15 protein-coding genes are annotated in these 20,113 nt (G+C 52.6%); 5 read left to right on the top strand and 10 right to left on the bottom strand.

Going from position 1 to position 20,113, the window contains the following annotated elements; all coding sequences use genetic code 11:
* Positions 1 to 184: 184 nt before the first annotated feature.
* From thrC to rho, 3 genes are all read left to right on the top strand, one after another.
* Positions 185 to 1,552 carry a threonine synthase gene (gene thrC, locus GT409_RS01730; RefSeq protein WP_160626334.1) on the top strand — a complete coding sequence of 456 codons (1,368 nt, stop codon included), beginning with the start codon at positions 185 to 187 and terminating at the stop codon, positions 1,550 to 1,552.
* Positions 1,553 to 1,751: 199 nt separating this feature from the next.
* Entirely contained in the window at positions 1,752 to 2,360 is a 609-nt protein-coding gene (gene coaE, locus GT409_RS01725; protein ID WP_160626332.1) for a dephospho-CoA kinase, read from the top strand.
* Positions 2,357 to 3,982, top strand: coding sequence for a transcription termination factor Rho (rho, locus tag GT409_RS01720; protein WP_160626330.1), 1,626 nt, complete (start codon positions 2,357 to 2,359; stop codon positions 3,980 to 3,982). The genes coaE and rho overlap by 4 nt, the downstream gene beginning before the upstream one ends.
* A gap of 102 nt (positions 3,983 to 4,084) precedes the next feature.
* On the opposite strand, the gene GT409_RS01715 is transcribed toward rho, so the two are convergent.
* The 10 genes from GT409_RS01715 to GT409_RS01670 all read right to left on the bottom strand — a co-directional run bounded on the left by GT409_RS01715 (position 4,085) and on the right by GT409_RS01670 (position 17,355).
* Positions 4,085 to 5,020 (bottom strand): bifunctional riboflavin kinase/FAD synthetase, encoded by a 936-nt coding sequence (locus GT409_RS01715; RefSeq protein ID WP_160626328.1) that lies wholly within the window; start codon positions 5,018 to 5,020, stop codon positions 4,085 to 4,087.
* Between the two features lie 99 nt (positions 5,021 to 5,119).
* Positions 5,120 to 5,836: a tRNA pseudouridine(55) synthase TruB gene (gene truB, locus GT409_RS01710; protein ID WP_160626326.1), complete on the bottom strand. Its 717-nt coding sequence runs from the start codon at positions 5,834 to 5,836 to the stop codon at positions 5,120 to 5,122.
* A complete protein-coding gene (rbfA, locus tag GT409_RS01705; protein ID WP_160626324.1) occupies positions 5,829 to 6,203 on the bottom strand; it encodes a 30S ribosome-binding factor RbfA in 375 nt (124 codons plus the stop codon). The genes truB and rbfA overlap by 8 nt, the downstream gene beginning before the upstream one ends.
* A gap of 37 nt (positions 6,204 to 6,240) precedes the next feature.
* Entirely contained in the window at positions 6,241 to 8,463 is a 2,223-nt protein-coding gene (infB, locus tag GT409_RS01700) for a translation initiation factor IF-2 (RefSeq protein ID WP_160626322.1), read from the bottom strand.
* Entirely contained in the window at positions 8,460 to 9,731 is a 1,272-nt protein-coding gene (gene nusA / locus GT409_RS01695) for a transcription termination factor NusA (protein ID WP_160626321.1), read from the bottom strand. The genes infB and nusA overlap by 4 nt, the downstream gene beginning before the upstream one ends.
* Before the next feature lie 195 nt (positions 9,732 to 9,926).
* Positions 9,927 to 12,473: an AsmA-like C-terminal region-containing protein gene (locus GT409_RS01690; RefSeq protein WP_160626319.1), complete on the bottom strand. Its 2,547-nt coding sequence runs from the start codon at positions 12,471 to 12,473 to the stop codon at positions 9,927 to 9,929.
* Positions 12,439 to 14,220 carry a DUF4340 domain-containing protein gene (locus GT409_RS01685; RefSeq protein ID WP_160626316.1) on the bottom strand — a complete coding sequence of 594 codons (1,782 nt, stop codon included), beginning with the start codon at positions 14,218 to 14,220 and terminating at the stop codon, positions 12,439 to 12,441. Before GT409_RS01685 ends, GT409_RS01690 begins: the two co-directional genes overlap by 35 nt.
* A 4-nt stretch (positions 14,221 to 14,224) precedes the next feature.
* Positions 14,225 to 15,658, bottom strand: a complete 1,434-nt coding sequence (locus GT409_RS01680; protein WP_160626314.1) for a GldG family protein — start codon at positions 15,656 to 15,658, stop codon at positions 14,225 to 14,227.
* Positions 15,659 to 15,676: 18 nt separating this feature from the next.
* Complete coding sequence (locus tag GT409_RS01675) at positions 15,677 to 16,408, bottom strand: ABC transporter permease (RefSeq protein ID WP_160626312.1); 732 nt, start codon at positions 16,406 to 16,408, stop codon at positions 15,677 to 15,679.
* Positions 16,408 to 17,355, bottom strand: a complete 948-nt coding sequence (locus GT409_RS01670; protein ID WP_160626310.1) for an ABC transporter ATP-binding protein — start codon at positions 17,353 to 17,355, stop codon at positions 16,408 to 16,410. Before GT409_RS01670 ends, GT409_RS01675 begins: the two co-directional genes overlap by 1 nt.
* A 423-nt stretch (positions 17,356 to 17,778) precedes the next feature.
* Here GT409_RS01670 and GT409_RS01665 point away from each other — a divergent pair, with 423 nt between their 5' ends.
* Both GT409_RS01665 and dnaG read left to right on the top strand, forming a co-directional pair.
* Positions 17,779 to 18,318: a CvpA family protein gene (locus tag GT409_RS01665; RefSeq protein ID WP_160626308.1), complete on the top strand. Its 540-nt coding sequence runs from the start codon at positions 17,779 to 17,781 to the stop codon at positions 18,316 to 18,318.
* Positions 18,315 to 20,075: a DNA primase gene (gene dnaG, locus GT409_RS01660; RefSeq protein WP_160626306.1), complete on the top strand. Its 1,761-nt coding sequence runs from the start codon at positions 18,315 to 18,317 to the stop codon at positions 20,073 to 20,075. Before GT409_RS01665 ends, dnaG begins: the two co-directional genes overlap by 4 nt.
* Positions 20,076 to 20,113 lie beyond the last annotated feature (38 nt).

Raw genomic sequence — 20,113 nt, 5'->3', positions numbered from 1 at the left:
TCCATTCTCCGTTCAGTAAAACAGTAACTAATACATATTTGCATGGCTTAGGGAAAGAAAAAGAACGTTAGCGAAATGTAAAGGATTGAGAGGTGGGGAGAAGGCCGCAGTTTTAGGTTTATTCCAGCGAATCACTTGTCTATGCTCCATTTTTTGTTTCCAGCAGTGATTAATTGGATTGCAGATGAAATATATCAGTACCAGAGGAAAGATGGAGCCGATCGGCTTTTTGGATGCAGTGATGACCGGGCTGGCGCCCGACGGCGGGCTGTTGCTTCCGGAAGAGCTTCCAGACATTGCAAGCCGACTGGAAACATGGTCGAAGCTGTCCTATCAGGATCTGGCGTTTGAGATCATGAGTCTGTTTGCGACCGATATACCGGCTGACGACCTTAAAATCCTGATTGAAAAAAGCTACTCCACGTTCCGCAGTCCGGAAGTTGCTCCGGTGGTTCCGGTTGGCGAGCTGTTTATTCTGGAACTTTGGCACGGTCCGACGCTGGCATTTAAAGATGTTGCATTGCAGTTTCTCGGCAACCTGTTTGAATATATTCTGCAGAAACGCGGCGGAGAGCTGAACATTCTCGGAGCAACCAGCGGTGACACCGGTTCTGCTGCGATTTACGGTGTGCGCGGTAAAGAAAACATCAACATTTTTATCATGCATCCAAAGGGTCGCACCAGTCCCGTGCAGGAAAGACAGATGACCAGTGTGCTGGACGACAATGTGTTTAATCTTGCTGTCGAGGGAACGTTCGACGATTGCCAGCACCTGATGAAAACCATTTTTGCAGATGTCGATTTTAAAACCGGACATTCGCTTGGTTCGGTCAACTCGGTCAACTGGGCTCGTGTATTGGCTCAGACGGTTTACTATTTCTATGCTTTCTTCCGTGTCCAGGAGCGCACCGGCGCTGCCGAAGTCCGGTTTTCGGTGCCGACCGGAAACTTTGGTGATATTCTCGCCGGCTATCTTGCGGTGCAGATGGGCCTGCCTGCCGGAAAACTGATTCTGGCCACTAATGAAAACAATATTCTATCGCGCTTTTTCAATACAGGGGAATACAGCGTGGGCAAGGTCGTGCCGACACTCAGTCCGTCGATGGATATACAGGTGGCCAGCAATTTTGAGCGCTATCTGTACTATCGCACCGGAAAGAATTCTGAAAAGCTGGCAGAGATGATGAGCTGCTTCAGTCAAACCGGTGCGGTGACGGTTGAGGGGGCCGATGAACTGTTTGCGGCCGGGGAAGGTAATACAGAGCAGACTCTTTCTGTCATTCGTAGATACAGCGAAGAATACGGTTACACACTCGACCCGCATACGGCTGTCGGTGTGGCGGTTGCTGAGCGTTTTCAGACCTCGGAAAACATCCCGACCGTTTGTTTGGCGACGGCGCATCCGGCCAAATTTACCGATGCCATTGAGCAGGCGACCGGCACTGCGGCGCATCATCCGGTGCTCGATGCTCTTGCGGATGCCGAAACCCGCTGCGACACCATTGCCAATGATGAAGCTGCCGTGCGCGATTATCTGGTTTCTAAAATATAGCTGTCTGGTTGTCTTGCGCGCTCTCGTTCAGTTGGTGCCGATAATTCAGATAATAATTTTTGATGCGGCATGATGGAATAAATGTTGACAAAACACCTGTTTCTAATAAGTATCTCACCATTCCGACGCGTTATCCCATATCGTTTTCTTTTATTCACATTATCGTTTGCTGAAGCTCAAGTTGCGTCGATTTCCATTTATGACATCTCATCAACCGATCATTCTCGCCCTGACCGGCGGTATTGCCTGTGGAAAATCAGAAACCGGCCGGATTCTTGAAGAACAAGGATTCGCAGTGCTGGATACAGATTTTCTGGCGCACCAGCTAATGAAAGCAGGGGGTCCGGTGTTTCAACGGGTAGTTGAGCAGTTTGGCGACCAGGTGATTGGGATTGATGGGGAGATTAACCGGGCAGCGCTGGGGAAGATCGTTTTTGAGGATCCGGCGGCACTGGAAGATCTTAACCGGCAGGTGCACCCGGCAGTGATAGATGCTGCAGAACAGTGGAAGTCCAACCAGAACGGCGATGCGGCAGTGATGGTTCCGTTGCTGTTTGAGACGGGCTGGATTGATCCGTGGGATGCGATCATCTGTGTAAGTGCAGATGAGAGAACGGTTTTTCAAAGGTTGGAAAAACGCGGGCTGAACGAGGCGGATGCCCGTCGTCGGGTCGCGGCACAGATGCCGCTGGATGAAAAAGAAAAGCGGGCAGATTTTATAATTAGGAACAGTGGAACCCTGGATGCGCTTCATGAGCAAGTGTGCAGCACGATCCAGCGCATCCGGAACCAGAGGAATACTGAATGAGTGAAGAAAAAGAAAATATAGAAGCGGCTGCTGAGGCCCCCGCAGAGGCAACGCCTAAAAAGAAGAAAGCCCCTGCGAGAAAACGAGTTGTTGCTAAAAAAAGTTCTCCGGAGCCGAAAAGCGCCCCGGTTGTTGAAAATGCTTCGGTCGAAGAAAAGGAACCGGTTCAGGAAAAAAAACCTGCTGAAGGGAATTCTTCCGGGGACGACCGGCCTTCTGAAAACGACCGCAGCAATAATGGTCGTAATAACAACCAGAAGGGAAATTGGGGCCGCAACAACAATAACCGCCGCAACAACAATAACCGCCGCAATAAAGGAAACAGTGAGCCGGAGGTGTTTGAACCCGATCCTGATGCAAAAGAAATGCCGCCGCTGAAGTTGTATGAGTTGCAGAAAGCAGATGTTCCTGCGCTTAAAACACTGGCCGAACAGTACTTGATTGAAGATCCGGCAGGGCTTGGAAAACATGATCTTATTTTCGAGATCCTCAAAAAACAGATCCGCTGGGGGAATGAATCCTTTGCCCGCGGAGTACTTGAAGTTCTGCCTGATAAATTCGGTTTTCTGCGTTCCTCCGAAAACAATTATATGCCGAACCCGGAAGATATTTATGTTTCACCGGCTCAGATCCGCCGTTTCGGGTTGCGGACAGGAGACCTGGTGGCCGGCCCCATCCGCACGCCGAAGAAAAAAGAACGCTTCTTTGGTCTGCTGTCTGTGGATAAGGTGAATAACGATGCGCCGGAGAAAAACCGCAATCGTATTCCGTTTGAAAACCTTACCCCGCTGTTTCCGGATGAACGTCTTCGTCTTGAGACGGAACCCCATGGAATTTCCATGCGGGTAATGGATTTGGCTACGCCGGTTGGTAAGGGGCAGCGCGGTTTGATCGTGGCTCCGCCGCGAACCGGAAAAACAGTTCTGCTGCAGCAGATTGCCAACAGCATTTCAAAGAACAATCCTGAGTCGAAGCTGATCATTCTTCTGATTGATGAGCGTCCTGAGGAAGTTACAGACATGCACCGTAATACGCAGGCCGAAGTGTTGGCATCAACATTTGATGAGCAGCCCGAACGCCATGCTCAGGTTGCGGAAATGGTCATCGAAATGGCCAAGCGTCGTGTTGAAAACGGCGAAGATGTCATCATTCTGCTGGACTCTATCACCCGTCTGGCTCGCGCCTACAACACCATTCAGCCGCACAGCGGAAAAATCCTGTCCGGTGGTGTGGACGCAAAAGCGTTGCATAAACCGAAACGTTTCTTCGGTGCGGCCCGCAATATTGAAGGTGGCGGCAGCCTCAGCATCATTGCCACGGCGCTGGTCGATACCGGAAGCCGAATGGACGAGGTCATCTTTGAGGAATTCAAAGGAACCGGAAACATGGAGCTGGCGCTTGACCGGGATCTGGTCGGAAAACGTATCTTCCCGGCCATCAATATTGAAGCGAGCGGAACCCGCAAAGAGGAACTGCTGCTGCATAAAGATGAGTTGGCCAAAATCTGGACGCTGCGTAAAGCGCTCAAAGATGTGCCTGCCATCGAAGCGATGGAGCTGCTGATCAATCGCCTTAAAAAGACGAAGAGCAATGCCGAGTTTCTGATGACACTTCAGGGATAACGTATAGTCGCATCGTTTGCGAAAAAACCGTCGTTCAGTGTATGAACGACGGTTTTTTTATTCAGGATTATCGGATCGAAGTTGTGGGTGAATCGATGCGTTTCAGAAGTTGCTGTTTTTTACGAGGAGTTTCCGGATTTGCGCCACATCTTTTTCGATCTGTTCAATGAGTGCTTCCCGGGAGGGAAACGGGCTTACGCCTCGGATTTTTTCAATCAGGACCACTTCCAGATCTTTTCCATAGAGATCCCCGTTGAAACCGATCAGATAGGATTCGATGACGTGCTGATGGCAGCCGAATGTTTCCCGGTTTCCGATGAAGACTGCGCTGTCAACCCAGGTTCCGTTCGTCAGGGTGCGCGCGGCATACACTCCATTGCCGGGAATAAGTTCGTTGAGTGGATCGATGTTTGCTGTGGGAAAGCCCAGTTCGCGTCCGATTTTTTTTCCGGAGACAACTTTTCCAAAGAGGGTAAAGGGCCGGCCCAGCAGTCTGGCTGCATCAGGAATATTCCCGGCGGCAAGATCTTTGCGGATTGTTGAGCTGGATATTTTTTTATCGCCGTCCATCAGTGGAGAAACTGCTGTGGCTTTAAACCCGTGTGTTTTTCCAAATGTTTCCAATGTTTGGAAATTGCCCGATGCCCGATGCCCGAACGACCAGTCTTCTCCGCAGACAATGCCGGCCAGTTGCGGGGCTTTTGCAATCAGATCGTTAAGAAAGTCTTCCGGAGACAGCGCGGCGAATTCGCGGGTAAACGGCGTTTCGATAACGCCGCTGACGCCTAAATCCTCCACTTTGCGAAGACGGCAGGGTTTAGCACTGATCAGCGGCGGAGCTTTTTCGGGAACGAGCACTTTTGCCGGGTGAGGATCGAATGTGTAGACCCAGGCTTCTCCGCCCAGTTCGGCGGCTTGTTCGACGGCGGTTGAAATGACTTTCTGGTGGCCGAGGTGAACTCCGTCAAAGCAGCCCATCGCAAGAATGATCGGCTTGTTACCGGAGGATGTCTTTGAAATATCTGTGACGATCAACATGGACTGAATCCTAAGCTCTAATTTTTAAATTCAAAACCATTTTCCGATTTTGAATTTCCAAACCTTGGACGATTAGACTGCCGGGTCGGAATTCAGACTCTAAATCTGATCCATCGAGATCATGTTTGCCGCAAGCTGGTCGCGGTCCCAGGTGAGGATCTCATCCAGTTTCCAAGCCTTGGAAATATCAAAATTGCCGGACTGCGTTCGGCGCAGCTGCGAAAGGCAGGCTCCGCAGCCGAGGCGTTGTCCGAGGTCATGAGCAATGGTACGCACGTAGGTCCCTTTGGTGCATTTGACCTCAAAGGTGGCGCGTGGCGGCTCAAAGCTGTCCAGTGTGAATTTATAGATATGGACAAAACGCGGTTCGCGTTCGATCTCCTGACCTTTGCGGGCCAGTTTATAGAGCGGAACCCCATCTTTTTTGATGGCGGAAACCATCGGGGGGACCTGCATCTGATCGCCGACCGCGGCGCGCATTTCTTTGCGCAGCAGCTCTTCGGTGATTCCGGAAGGATCTTTTTCGGCCACAATTTCGCCGTCTGTGTCCTGCGAATTAGTTTCGACTCCGAACAGGATTTCGCCTTCATAGGTTTTATCGCCGCTCATGACCCGCTGCGACAGCTTTGTGCCGCGACCGATCAGGATGGCAATCAGTCCGGTGGCGTTGGGATCAAGCGTGCCGCCGTGGCCCACTTTGTTGAGCTGAAAAAAATTGCGGATCTTCGCAACGGCGTCGTGCGATGTCCACTCCTGAGGTTTGTCAATCAGCAGAACACCGTCCGGGTCGGGCTGGTGCGGGTTGCGTTTACGCATCAGGGGTATCCTCTTCGTCGGGGATGTCGAGGGATTCAAGAATCCCGAGTACACGATCGCCATCTTCCAGCGAGCTGTCGTGCTTGAAGTGCAGTCGGGGCGTGTATTTGATTTTAACGTTTTTACTCAGCCGGGCCTGCACCTCTTTACGGTGATGATTGAGAAACCGGATCATCTCCGTCCGTTCTTCCTCATGTCCGAAAATGGAAATGGAGACGTTGGCGTCGCGCAAATCAGGCGCGGTTTCCACGCGCGTGACCGTGATCGATCCGGTATCGAATCGACTGTTCGAGAACAGGCGAAGAATATCTGCAGCGATTTCCCGCTTAAGCAGTTCGTTCACCCGAATGATGCGTCCGCTGGCCATAGTTAAAGTCTCGTTTCCCAAACCATTGGAAAAAGCATTACAGCTTCTGGGCAACTTTTTCGATTGTGTAGGCTTCGATGATGTCGCCTTCCTCGAAGCTGGTGAAGTTGTCCGGACGGATCCCGCATTCCTGACCATCGCGTACTTCAGAGGCATCGTTCTGGAAGCGTTTAAGCGACCCGATCGAGCCTTTGAAGATTACATCGTCTTTGCGTTTGATGCGGATGCTGGCGCGCGAAGTGATTTTTCCCTGGACAACCATACAGCCGGCAATCTTATTGCGTTTGCCCATTTCGAAGACCTGGCGGATCTCCGCGGTTCCGAGGTGCTCTTCGCGGAGTTCCGGTTCGAGCAATCCGCACATGGCGGCTTCCACTTCTTCGAGCAGTTCGTAGATGATACTGTAAAGGCGGATCTCAACACCTTCGCGTTTGGCTTCTGCAGTGACGCCGTTTTCTTTGGCGACGTGGAAGCCGAGGATGATGGCGCTGGATGCACTGGCCAGCATGACATCGCTGTTGGTGATATTTCCGACGCTGATAGACAGGATGTTCAGTTTAACCTTGTCGCTTTTGATGCTTTCGAGTGAGTGCTGGATCGCTTCAATCGATCCCTGCACATCGCATTTGATAATCACCGGCAGTTCTTTGATATCTCCGGTTCCGGCTGCGCCGAACAGGTCGTCGAGGGACAGTTTGTTGCGCGGAACGGCCTGAGTGAGTTCCTGTTCCTTGATTTCGGCAAGCATTTCAGCGGAAAGCTGTTTGGCTTCTTTATCGTTGGTGCAGACAGAGAATTCGTCTCCTGCGCCGGGAACGCCGGTGAGTCCGAGGCATTTCACTGCGTAGGACGGACCTGCTGTGCGGACCTTCTTGCCCTGACAGTCAATGAGTGCTTTGATGCGGCCGTACTGTGCTCCGCAAAGCACGCTGTCGCCGACTTTGAGTGTTCCGTCACGAACGAGCAGGGTGGCGGTCGGGCCCATGCCCGGCTCCATCTGCGCTTCGATCACATAGCCGGTGGCGCGTTTGCGATTGTTGGCTTTGAGTTCGAGCATTTCAGCTTCGAGAGTGATGCGCTCGAGCAGGTCGTCGATTCCCATACCGGTTTCTGCGCTGACCGGAACGCATCCAATGGATCCACCCCAGTCTTCCACCATCACGCCGTGTTCGTTGAGCTGCTGCTTCAGTCGATCAGGATTCGCAGCAGGCAGGTCCATTTTGTTCATCGCAATGATGATGGTGACGCCGGCTGCTTTTGCGTGGTTGATGGCTTCAATGGTCTGCGGCATCACACCGTCTTCGGCAGCCACAACCAGAACGGCAATATCCGTCAGGTTGGCTCCGCGGGCCCGCATTGCGGTAAAGGCGGCATGGCCGGGCGTATCGAGGAACGTGATTTTGTGGTCATCCATGTCGACCGTGTAGGCCCCGATATGCTGTGTGATTCCGCCGGACTCTCCGGCGACGACCTTGGTTTTGCGAACGCGGTCGAGCAGGGAGGTTTTGCCGTGGTCGACGTGTCCCATGAAGGTAACAATCGGCGGGCGGGTTACGAGGTCTTCGGGCCGGTCTTTTTCTTTGGCCGGTTCCGGTTTGTGAACTTTCTTCTCCGCAACCGGTTTCGGCTGCGGTTTTTCTTTCTTCTTCTGTTCGATCGTAAACCCGTGTTTCTCACCGATCTGGATGGCGACTTTGATGTCGATATCCTGATTGATCGACGCGAAAATGTTCATCCGCATCAGCTCGGCAATAAGCTGATTCGGCTTCATATCCATCTTTTCAGCCAGCTCTTTCACTGCCACCTGAGGTTTTGGGAAGATGATGGTTTTATCGACTTCCTCTTCTTCAGGCTCCGGTTTTTCTTCTGCCGGAACTTCTTTGACTTCCGGTTTGGCCGGTTTCGGCTCGGCTGCTTTTTTCGCCGAAGCTTCTTTGGCTTTCGCTTTTGCAGCTTTTTCTGCGGCTTCCTTTTCAGCTTTGGCTTTCGCTTCCGCAGCGGCCTTGGCTGCAGCTTCTGCCTCAGCTTTCGCTTTGGCTTCAGCTTTGGCCGCCTCGGCGGCTGCGGCGGCATCAGATTCAGCTTTGGCCGCGCGGGCCTCCTCAATGGATGCGAATCCGAGTTCGTCGCAAACAATGGCTACTTCGGCATCAGCCAGAAGGCTGTCGCCATCAGACGCCTCAATTTCAACGTCGCCGAGAATCTCAAGGAGCTCTTCGACGGATACTTCTAAATCTACTGCTAGTTCGTGAACTTTCATTCTGTAATTTCACCATGTTGTGCCGTGTAGGCTTTTTCTGCGGCAGACCACAGGGCCTTCGCTTGTTCGGGTGAGATGTCCTCGATAACTTCGAGGAGGTCGCTAATTTCTGCAGCCATGACTCCCTCAATACTGAGGAATCCGGCGTAAACCAGTTTTTCGGCCCATTCGTCGCCAATGCCGTCGATCATTGCCAGTTTGGCAACGGCCGCAGCAACGCGTTCTTCGAAGTCCATGTCTTCTTCATCCTTCTGGATGTCGACGCGCCAGCCGATCAGCTTCGAGGTGAGGCGGGCGTTCTGCCCGCGTTTGCCGATTGCCAGCGAGAGCTGGTCGGCATCGACGGTGACAGTAACGGTGTGGGTCGGTTCATCAATTTCGATGGTTTTGAGTTTGGCCGGGGCCAGAGAATTGGTTACGAGCGTTTTGATGTCTTCGCTCCAGCGGACAATGTCGATCTTTTCGCCGTTGAGTTCGCGAACAATGTTTTTGACGCGCATGCCGCGAATTCCTACGCAGGCTCCAACCGGATCTACGCGTTCATCGTGGGAAATAACGGCTACTTTGCTGCGATATCCGGCTTCGCGGGCGATGCCTTTGATCTCCATAGTGCCGTCAGAGATTTCTGAAACTTCGAGTTCGAACAGGCGGCGGACAAAGTCCGGATGGCTGCGGGAAAGCAGAATTTCCGGGCCGGCCTCGCGATCCTTGACAGATACAATGTAGGCACGAATGCGTTCGCCGACTTCATACTCTTCGGTCGGCACACGTTCTTTGGAGGGCATGACGCCTTCGGCGCCGTGATCCATGTCGATCACAACCGTGCTGCGCTCAAAACGACGTACGGAACCGGTGACGATTTCTCCGGTGCGATCCTGGTAAACCTCAAAAATGTTGCTTTTTTCTGCCTGACGGATTTTCTGAAGAATGGTCTGTTTGGCAGTTTGCGCGGCGATTCGTCCGAAATTGCGGGGAGTTGATTCAATCTCGATCATTTCGTCAAGCTGGGCGGAAGGGTCGGCGCGACGCGCTTCGGCGAGGCTGACCTCGGAGTAACGGTCATTGACGGCAATGACGACCTTTTTAGTTGCAAAAGCTTTGATGTCCAGAGAATCACGGTCGATTTTGACCCGAAGGTGCTCGGCATCGCCTGTATTTTTGTCAGCCACATTCTGCAGGGCGGACTCAATCGCCTGAATAATCGTCTCGCGGCTGACTCCGCGCTCACGTTCCATGTATTCTACGACGGCACTCAATTCGCTGTTCATCGTTTTCCTCCAACTGTCAAAAATCCAAGGGCCAGGGAGTAAAAAAGAGCAGACTGTTCAGCCCGCTCTCGATCCGAGACCAATTGCAAAGCCGAGAATTTACGCCCGTTGCAGAAGCGGGTCAAGGTCAAACCGGGGGAATCCGGAAAGACGGTTTTTCTGCGGAAGTGTCGCTAAATCCTTTAGAAAATCCGGTTAAGGGCTTTCGGTTTGCACGGGCGGTTCATCCGTTTCGGTGTCGGATTTTTTCACTGGCATCTGCAGGATCTGGGAGACTTCTTTCGGCAGGTTGATCAATCTCCATTTCGGGGCGTTCAGCGGCCCCTTCAGTTCGAATTCGAGCAGGCGGAAGAGCGGGGCCGTTCCCTGTTTGAGCGCATCCGCAAACCAGAGATGAAGCATATACCATTTCTTGTCGGTACGGATTTGGCGCAGGGGTTCGGCCTGGACTATGAAATCGAGCCCTTCGGTCGGCGAATAGGTCCCGTGAGCTGTTGCGCTGAGCAGTGTGCCGCCGAGTTCGAGGTTGTCGGTGTAAAACGTTCCATCCTGCAGTTTATATTTGGAATAAAGCGTGGTGATGGAAAAAAGAGAGAATCCGGGAACGGTCGTGCGGATCAGCCGCGAAAACCCTCCGAGAACCGGCAGGTCTTTCAGTTGACCTTTTTCGATTTCAGCCTCGCCGTACCCCGTGGCCGATTCCCAGAATCCACCGGCAGCATCGGCACTGATATTCACGGTGGCAGAGACGAGGCCTTTGGTGCTGCTGAAGTCGTTAGTGCTTACATGGCGGGCGATCTGGTTCAGATCCAGTCGGGTTGCGTCGATATCCAGCCGATAGGGGGCTTGATGGTCGTTAAATTGAAGGTCAAAGACGGCCGTTCCTTCTGCTTGGCCGCCAAACAGGTCTGCGGAGCTGCTGCTGAAGATCAGCTGGCTGTTTCGGGCTTCGACCCGGCTGCGGAAGGACTTTGCCGTGAATCCGGCTGCGGAAACGGATTCAGCCTGAATGGTTCCCTGAGCCGCGTGGTTGGTGCCTCCACTGAAATCGATCCGCCCGGAGCCCGCGCAGGAAACAACACCGTTGAATGTGAAATTGGTTAAAACTGTGGGGTATGAAGGCGCGATAATGTGGGCGATAACGGCCGGTTCAAATTCGCTGGTTGCATTGAAATACGCCAGTTTCTTCTGGAAATCGAGTTTTACCGAACCTTTGATGGAGCGATGATCTTGTGTCGCTTTGAGTGGAGACAGGGAGAATGTATGGTTGCTGTACACCATTGTTGTATTCATGGTGTCGAATGGAATTCCTGAACAGAGGAAATTCTGCGCGGAGACTGCGGTTGTGAAGTAGAGATGATCTCCTTTTTTATCCTGCGATAATTCAATACTGATATCCGGAACGTGATTTGTGAAATCGAACCGATCGATCCACTCCTGAGCTTCACCTCCCAGCAGCTTTCCGATTGGGGTGGGCGAAACCCGACCTTCGGCGGATGCACTCCATGCGCCGGAGCCGAGGTCCATGTCAAGATTTCCGGAAACAGGGCCGCCGTTTGCAATCGCTGCGAGGTTGTTGACTTCAAGTTGTTGACCATTCCGGGTGAGATCAAAACGAAGTTGGTCTAAAGAAAGATCGTCTCGAGTGATCTGCATGGAGTGTACGTGCAGATTGACTTGTTCCAGAAGTTTTTCCGGTTGGGCGGGACCGGCGATAATATCAAACTCCAGTTTACCGAATGGCCTTATCCCGGTTTGAGAGAGCTTGTCGGCAACTGCTGGCGGAAGCAGGTCGATCAGGTCTTCGGCAGGAAGCGAGTTGCTCAGGTTAATCAGGGCGTTTCTCCGGGGAATGTCCCAGCGGCCGAAAGCGCTTAAGGATGCTCCGTCATTTCCTTCGATCTTGAGAGAGTCGAGAGACAGTTTTCGGTTTCGCAGGCTTAATACTCCGCCGATTTGTTCATAGGCTCGGTCGTTCCAATGAAGTCCGAAGGCGAAAAATGAGACTTGGGCAGACGTTCGGGGGAAGCCTTCCGGAGGGATCTCAAATTGAAGGTTTATCTCCGGAGTCGAATCAAAGGAGATTGCTGTCGCTGTTTTTATAATCTCCGCAGCATGAGTCCAGATAGCAGGTTTCGGCTGTTGGTCGGATTCGGCTGTATTATTGGAGAGCGGCTGTATGGGGGGCGGCAATGCCATTGTGCCTGATGTTCTGAAGACCGTGTTGCCCCATAAAAGTTCGGCATTTTCGATTCGAAGGTTTTTCCGGCTCAGCGACAGGTGTGCCTGTAACTGGCTGATGATTCTGAGCGGATGTTCGTTGGGCAGGATGGCCCGCCCCTGATACTCTGGAGACAAACGGATGTTTGTTCCGGATATGGATATCAGCCAGTCGGTTTCGGACAGGCGGGTCCATCGGTCAGGCAGGATGTTCAGGTACAGTTTCTTCGTTTTAATGATTGGTTGCAGGTTGTCCGGCGAGTGGCTGTACAGCCGCAGGTTATGCAGGACCCATCCGCGGCGGGGAGACAGCGTAATCGAGTCGATATGCAGCAGGATACCCTTTTGCTGGAGTTGATCCGTTATGTGCCGGGTCAGCGGGGCCGGGATGCCGATGGTCAACAGGTGAAACAGGGCCAAAAGGATAATCAGGCCGGAGGTGAATCCAGCCAGTCTGAGGACGTGCAGGATATGCCTGTTTCGTGCTTTACGGCCGTTCGTTTTCTGTAGGTTGTTCTTCAACAGGCTGTGTTAATTCCCGGGTTAAAATTTCCGCAGTTTTTTTCGGGAGGACAAAAACAACGGGTTGGCCTCTAAGCATGGCATAGCGGCCGCCTTCAGCAGGTTTTCCGAAGAGTATCACTTGTCCTAACGTATTGGTGCTGTTCAGGGTGACGGTCAGCTGGGCTTCCGGAGTTTCCAGACCGTATGTTTCCAGAGACTCCGGGTTGAAGGCAACAAATTCATCGGTACGAAGTTTAATCAGCTGCGCGGTCAGTTCAGACAGAGTGTCTGCGGCCGGGCTTTGGGTCCGGTCCTGCGTGATGAATCGATCTTCTTCTTTTTCCACCCGGAAGCTTTTGTCTGCTTTTTGCAGTTCAATACTTTTAATTTGAGGCGGATTGATTTCCAGAAGAGTACGGCTCCGGAAGAACAGGGGATCTGCAAACTGTTTTTTGAAAAGGGTCTTTTCTGTGATGCAGAAAGATGATTCATCATCGCGCTGAATAATCAGCTGGTCTTTGGTGTCGGTGCGGTGGATTCGCAGGGTGCGGGTTCGGTTGCCGGCAGTAATTTCAACAGTCCACTGAGGATTCTTGATTTTATCAGTTTGGGCGGCTGTCGGGGCGTCAATAAATTCTGCAACGGTTCCGGCGGTCAGGGTCTCCAGCAGTGTTTGAACCGATTTGGGTTCTGCATCCCACAAGGTCGGGCGTTTTATCTTCCATAGGTTGTTTGTGCGCAACAGGTCGATCTGGCCATCCCCTGATGTAATGCTGACTTTGGAGATGCGGGGCAGTTGTGCGTCGACGATTTGACGGCTTCGCAGCAATGAACTGTCCAGCTCAAATGCGGTAGCCCAGTCTGACGCCACGGTAAAAACGGATGGGCTGTCAGCCCATTTTGCATAGCGTGTCTCCGGCTTTTCTGCCAGCGGCTTGCCGATCAGCAGCGACTGCGGATGCTCATTTTGGTCGATCAGTGACAGCTCTGTTTCGGGGTCCTCCAGACCGTAAACGGTCAGATCGGTCGGTTCGTCCAGAATGAAATCACGAATGGTTGCAGCAACAGCATGATCAATTAGCTGGTGCACCTGCAGATAGTCGGCACTGCCGGTAAAAGGCTGCTGGATGATCCATCTGTTTTCTTCAGTTTGTCGCAGCTGGATAAACCCGCCGGTTCGTCGAAGGTCGATTCCCCGAACAGAGGCCGCTGTATTTTTGAAAAGAGTGCGATCACGGATCCATGCCGGATCTTTTGGGATCAGGTTCAACAGCGTTTGAGGGGCAGAGATAATATTCTGGTTGCCGGACGCCATGACATACAAATCATCACCGAGCGGTGCATCGCGACCGATCAGCCATGTGAACGTACCTCTGTTGTTGCGAAACGTGATTTTTGCACGAGGTTCTTCGAATCCGTAATCTGCCGGTGTCAGACTGCGCTCCTTCATCGTTTTGGCGGTAATCAGTTCACCGCGTTCCACGTTGGCCATTCCTGCAATCATTTTTTCGACTACGGCACTGTTAACCGGGGCATCAACCGGGATGGTCATGCGCCATATTCCGGCTGTCCGAACGCATTCAATCGTCACTCCTTCGCGTTCCATGTGGATCCAGCTGATTTCAGCCGGATACGCTGCAAAGATTTTCTGGGTGCGCACTTCTTGCAGTCTGGAATCTTCGCTGTTGCGTTCAACAAACCAGATAAACGCGCCGAGCAGAATCGCGCTGATGAACAGCATTCCTGTGGTAAATTTCTGTTTCATAAATTTATTTTCTTCTGAGAAGCCAAAGCAGGATGCCGAACAGGGCGGCGAGTGCAGGGATGCCGCAGACGGTGCTCAGGAAGAGAACGCGGGTATCGGATCGAGCCAGTTTCAACCGGGAGTCATTTGCCTCTTTCGGAGCGATTGCCATCAGTTCTTCCCGGCTGAGCAGCCAGTTCAGGGAGCTCATAAAAAGACTGGTGTCTCCGCCGGTCAGGCCGCCATTGGAAACAAAACCGGAGTCTCCAAAAACGACCATGCGCGCCGGGCGGATCTGCATGTCGAGCAGGCCGGGCGTAGCGCCTTTTTCCACAGCAACAGCCATGGATATCGGTCCGCGCAAGTCGACTCCTTCGTCATATTTTGCCGGTGACTGATCCGGGCGGCTTTCCGACCAACTGCTGTCGGATGAAAAGGCCAGCGGAGTTATCTGCGGGCGGTCGGCGCCGGTTGATGCTCCGATTCCGGATTCCACAGACCGAGGCAGATGGAAAATTGCGGCTGTGGTTCCGAGTTTGCCGGTGATAGGGTGTTTCGTGTTGTAGCCGCTGACAAACACCTCGCGCCCCGTCATGGTTCGTTCCGGATCGAGAACAATGTCGTTTCGAACAATAACGCCCCAGTTGCGCAGCATCATTTCAAGTCCCGTGGTATATCCGGCATCATCCAGAATCATCAACCGTCCGTTTCGGTTGAGCCAGGTGCTGATCAGTTCGGCTTCAGCTTCGGACATGCGCTGTGACGCTCCGGCAATAATCAGTACATCACAGTCTTCCGGGATTTGTTTTTCAGCACTCAGCTCCAGCTTATGGACGGTGGCATTGTCACGCTCAATCATTTGGCGGATCGCGGAGAATCCTTTGCGCCGGTCGAAACTGTCAATGTCGCGCTCTCCATGTCCTGTGAGAAAGTAAACGGTTGGCGAAAGCGCCTGAACAACACCCTGAATCGCGGATGAAAACGACTGTTCTCCGCGAAAAGCCAGAATGCGCTCAACGCCGGATGAGGCATCCGTCTGTGCGATTTCATCGGTCCGCTCATATTCGGTGCGCCCTTCGCACTCGAAAACCACGACATTAAGATCCGTGACTTGATATTTTGCCGCCATTTCTTCGGTCATGGCGATGTCGCGGTCCGGGTCGACCCAGTGGATATTCAGCAGTTTGGAGTGGAACTGGTATTCGCGCAGCAGGTTATGAATGTCTTCATAGAGAACATTGCTCGGCTGGAAGAACACCGTGATATTTACCGGCCTTTTCAGCGATTCCAGCAGGCTGATGGTTTTGGGCGAAAGGGTGTAACGCTGGGATCGGCTCCAGTCGGTCCGGTAATAATGCCGATAGGAGAGATAATTGATCATCAGCACAATGACGGCAGCCAGAATCAGTGCGGTGCCGGTGTTGAGTCCAATCCAGAAACGGTGTCTGCGGGTTTTCATAAGGCGGAATTTGGCTTTTTATCGTCTGGCCGAAACGGCTTTGGTGGTTGCAAAAAGGAAGAAGAGTGTTGCGCTGAGATAAAGCACAACAGAACGAGAGTCAAATACGCCGCGGGATGCTTCCATCAGATGCAGAGCCGCTGACATATAGCTGCCGACTTCTCGGACCAAAGGGGTTTTTGAAAGATGCGGTTCAAAGAGACCCCCGAAAAACAGAATGCTCATCACGGCAAATGTGGAAATTGCCGCAATAATCTGGTTGGACGTGAGTGCTGAAGCGAACAGTCCCAAGGCAATGAACGCCGATGCAATCAAAGCGACCATCTGGTACCCACCGCCAATGCAGCCGGGATCCATGTTGCTGATAATGTCCGGTTTAATCCAGCCGATGATGGCCAGATAGGCTAGTGTCGGTGCACACATCAGAAGAAAAAAGCTGAGAACGCCGATGAACTTGGCCGCGACCACGGTGGTGTCGCTGACCGGGGCGGTCATCAGAGTTTCAAATGTGCCGTTTTTACGCTCTTCAGCAAACGAGCGCATAGTCAAAATCGGAATCACAATCAGCATGCAGGCCCAGATGACGACCATCAGCCCCTGGATTGAGTGGAGCAGCTCAAGATTTTCCTTAATCAGCCAGTAAAATCCACAGCCGGTCACCAGCAGGAAAAACATCAGCATAACATAGGCGATTGGCGAGAGGAACAGCGCGGAAAACTCCCGCCGCCAAAGGGTCAAAAAGCTTCTCATCAGGATTCCTCCACAACAGGATTTCCGCGGGTAATGGTTACAAAAAGATCTTCCAGAGATCGGTTTTCCGTATGCAGTTCGCGCAGTTTCCAGCCATTGGAAACCACGCAGTCAAAAATGTGGCAGCGAATGTCCGGCGAGGCTGAATCAATTGTAAAACGGGTCCATCCGTCTTCTTGCGGAGAACTGATTACCAGATCGACAGATTCAAGAGCCTTCAGGGCGTCTTCAACAACTTGAGCGTCTCCCAGGATATCCGCGCTGATCTGAGCATCGCCCAGCAGGCGTTTTTGCAGGCTTTCAGGAGAATCGGATGCAACGATCTTTCCTTTATCTATAATAAGAACCCGTTTGCAGGCCATTTCCACCTCCGGGAGAATATGAGTGGAAAGCAGCAGCGTATGCCGTTCCGCCAGTCGCCCAATCAGTTCGCGCACCTCGCGGATCTGGTTGGGGTCAAGTCCGGCTGTAGGTTCATCGAGAATCAGCAGATCAGGTTCATTGAGCAGGCTGTCGGCCAGTCCGACGCGTTGACGGTACCCCTTGGACAGTTGTCCGATGATCCGTCCGCCGACCTGCGTCAGTCCACATTGCTCCTTTACGGCCCCCAGCCGGTTCTTGAGGTCCCGACGCGGCACTTCTTTGATTTTTGCACGGAATTTCAGGTATTCATCAACGCGCATTTCGGTGTAAAGCGGGCAGCTTTCCGGCATGTAGCCGATGTGGCGGCGAGCTTCGAGCGGATTCGTCATCACATTGCATCCGGCAATCTCTATCTTGCCGCGGGTCGGATGCAGAAATCCCGTCAGCATTCGCATCGTTGTGGTTTTCCCGGCACCGTTGGGGCCTAGGAATCCGATGATTTCTCCTCGGTCCACCTCGAACGAAATATCATCCACCGCCGTATAGCCGGAAAATCGTTTGGTCAAATTGCTTACTTTAATCATACGTAAAAATCCGCCCTGAAAATGAAGGCGACATTATGGGCAACCCGCCTGCGCAGTCAAGCCGCGTCGCTGTTTTGCCGGGTCGTTTTACTGTGAACCGGCATCTGTCCTCTCGCCTGACTTTCTGACATTGGCCAATCTGGAGATTATTTATCTGACCATTGGAGCCGGCAAAAGCTCATTTTTAAGTTCTTCACAATTGGGATATCTGTGAATCTGATTATAAATCAGTATATAAAAATTGTAGTATGTTTATATAAAATATGTTGCATGTTTATTTGTCCCGTACATTTAAATGTATGGGACAAGTTGTTCCGGTAAGCTGATTTGTTTTTCGAAGATGTGGGCTGTGTTTCCAATATTCGGAAAAAGCATGTTTTCTGCAGGGCGGTTGTGCTATAGAAATAGCTGGAGTTTGCAACAATGGGTTTTCCAGATACATTTTATACGATCGACGTGCTGTTCGGTGTTTTTGTGCTGCTGTTCGGTGTGGCGGGCATGCTGCGCGGTCTGGCCGGTGAACTGGCCCGACTGATTACACTGGCTGTATTGCTGGCAGTATCCTGTCTTTTTTACCCCCAACTTTCACAGTTGGCCGCCCGGCAGTGGGCGGCGCTGCCTCCGGCAGCGGTTCAGGCCGTTACGGCTGCGGCACTTCTTCTGAGCGCGTTTCTTTTGTTTATGCTGTTGAAAATCATTCTGCGCCGGGCTTTGAAGGAGCAGGTCGGAGTCTTTTTTGACCGAATTCTCGGAGCGCTTCTGGGGATGGTTTTCGGCGCGCTTCTTGGGATCAGCGTGTTGTGTACTTTGAGTTTGCTGCCTCAGGAAAGGGCATACGTGATGCTTTCTGAAAAGTCGGCAGTGGGCGGCTGGGTCTGTGATCGCCTGACTCCCTGGGTTTATCCGAGAGTGCTGGAGTTGCCGGTTTTCAGCGGCGGAAGACTGGAAGTGCCGGCGGAATGAAGCAGATTCCGAGAGAAACGATTGATGAGATCCGGTCGCGTAACGATATCGTCGATGTGATCGGCTCTTATCTGTCTCTGAAAAATGCGGGTGGACGGTTTAAGGCGCTTTGCCCGTTTCATAAGGAAAAAACCCCGTCGTTTACGATCAGTCCGGACCGCCAGATTTATCACTGTTTCGGCTGTGATGCCGGTGGCGATGTGATCCGGTTCGTTCAGGAGTACGAAAAGGTGGATTTCCTGACGGCGCTTCAGATGCTGGCGGACCGGGTCGGTATGGAGCTGAATTTTGAAGACGGGGATGGAAGAAGCTCCAATAAGCGCGAACTGTTTCGCATTCATGAAGGCGTTGCACAGCTTTATCACAAAATCTTGCTCGAACATCCTGAAGGCGAGGCCGGTCGGGCATACCTTATGACTCGCAATTTGAAGCCGGAGACGGTGGAGGCATTTAATATCGGATTCGCGCCGGACCGGTTTGATGCGCTTGAAAAATGGGCGGCGCATCAGAACGTCCCGTCGGCGTTGATGGAGGAGGCCGGGCTGACAGCTCGTTCGGAGCGAGGGTCGGTTTATGACCGTTTTCGCAAGCGGCTGATGTTCCCGATTCTTGACGAGGCGGGGCGGGTGATTGGATTCAGCGGTCGGCTGATTGATCCGAATGACCGGGGTGGTAAGTATGTGAACAGTCCCGAGACACCTTTGTTCCGTAAAAGCCGGGTATTGTTCGGGATTGATAAAGCACGCCGGGCAATGGCAGATAAACGTACTGCGATTGTGGTGGAAGGCCAGCTGGATTGTATTCGCTGCCATGAAGCCGGCGTAACGAACGTGGTGGCTTCTCAGGGAACCGCGCTGACGTCTGATCACGGTCGGATGATTCGCCGTTATGCGGATGAGGTGATTCTGGTGCTCGATGCCGATGCTGCGGGGCAGAAAGCGGCGCTGCGGTCTTCGGAAGCATTTATTGCTGAGGAGCTGAGTGTGCGTGTGGCGTCACTTCCGGCGGGGGAAGATCCCGACTCTCTGATTCTTTCGCAGGGGCCGGATGCATTTATGGCGAAAGTAAACTCCGCAGTGTCCGCGCTTGATTTTCTGATCGATACGTCGGCGAAAACGGAAAATCTCAGAACGGATGCCGGTCTGATGCGTACATCGCGGGCGGTGCAGAATCTGATAGCGTGTGCTTCCGGAGCGGTGCAGCGAGATCGGATGGTTCAGCGCGCGGCGGAACGGCTGGGGCTTTCGCAGTCAGCTTTGCGGCGCGATATGAGCCGACATCAGCGACGAACAGTGACGCCTGCAAAGTCAGATGTTTCTGAATCGAAACCGGTTGCTGTCCAAGTCTCCCATCCGCCGGTGGAGGTTGCCTTGACTCAGCTCCTCTGTCTTTATCATGAAGAGGTTTTTCCCGTTGTTGCCGACCATCTTCCGCCGGAGTATGTGACGGATTCTGACTGTCGGCTGGTTTATGAGCTGCTGCTGGATGATTCGCAAAATCTGCTGGAGCGGATCCCGGAAGGACGAGCGGCGGTGCAAAAGCTGGCGGTGCGAATTCAGATGGAGGACTCCCGACTGCTGGGTAAGGACGCTTCACCGGCTGCGGCGGCGCAGGATGTGGTTATGAAGCTTTGGCGCAGTGCATTAAAGGCAAGGCGGCAGCGCACTGATCAGATCGAAGAACGGGTGAGGCTGACGATGCAGCTTAAACAGTTGGATCTCGGATGGGCTCATGCCGTGCAGTTTATGGTGGTGTAGAATTTTCCGAGCATTGGAAATGTGGCTTGTTGCAGTCC

This window comes from Tichowtungia aerotolerans, from assembly GCF_009905215.1.
Taxonomy (GTDB): Bacteria; Verrucomicrobiota; Kiritimatiellia; order Kiritimatiellales; family Tichowtungiaceae; genus Tichowtungia; species Tichowtungia aerotolerans.
This window is presented reverse-complemented; position numbering and strand designations above follow the sequence as displayed.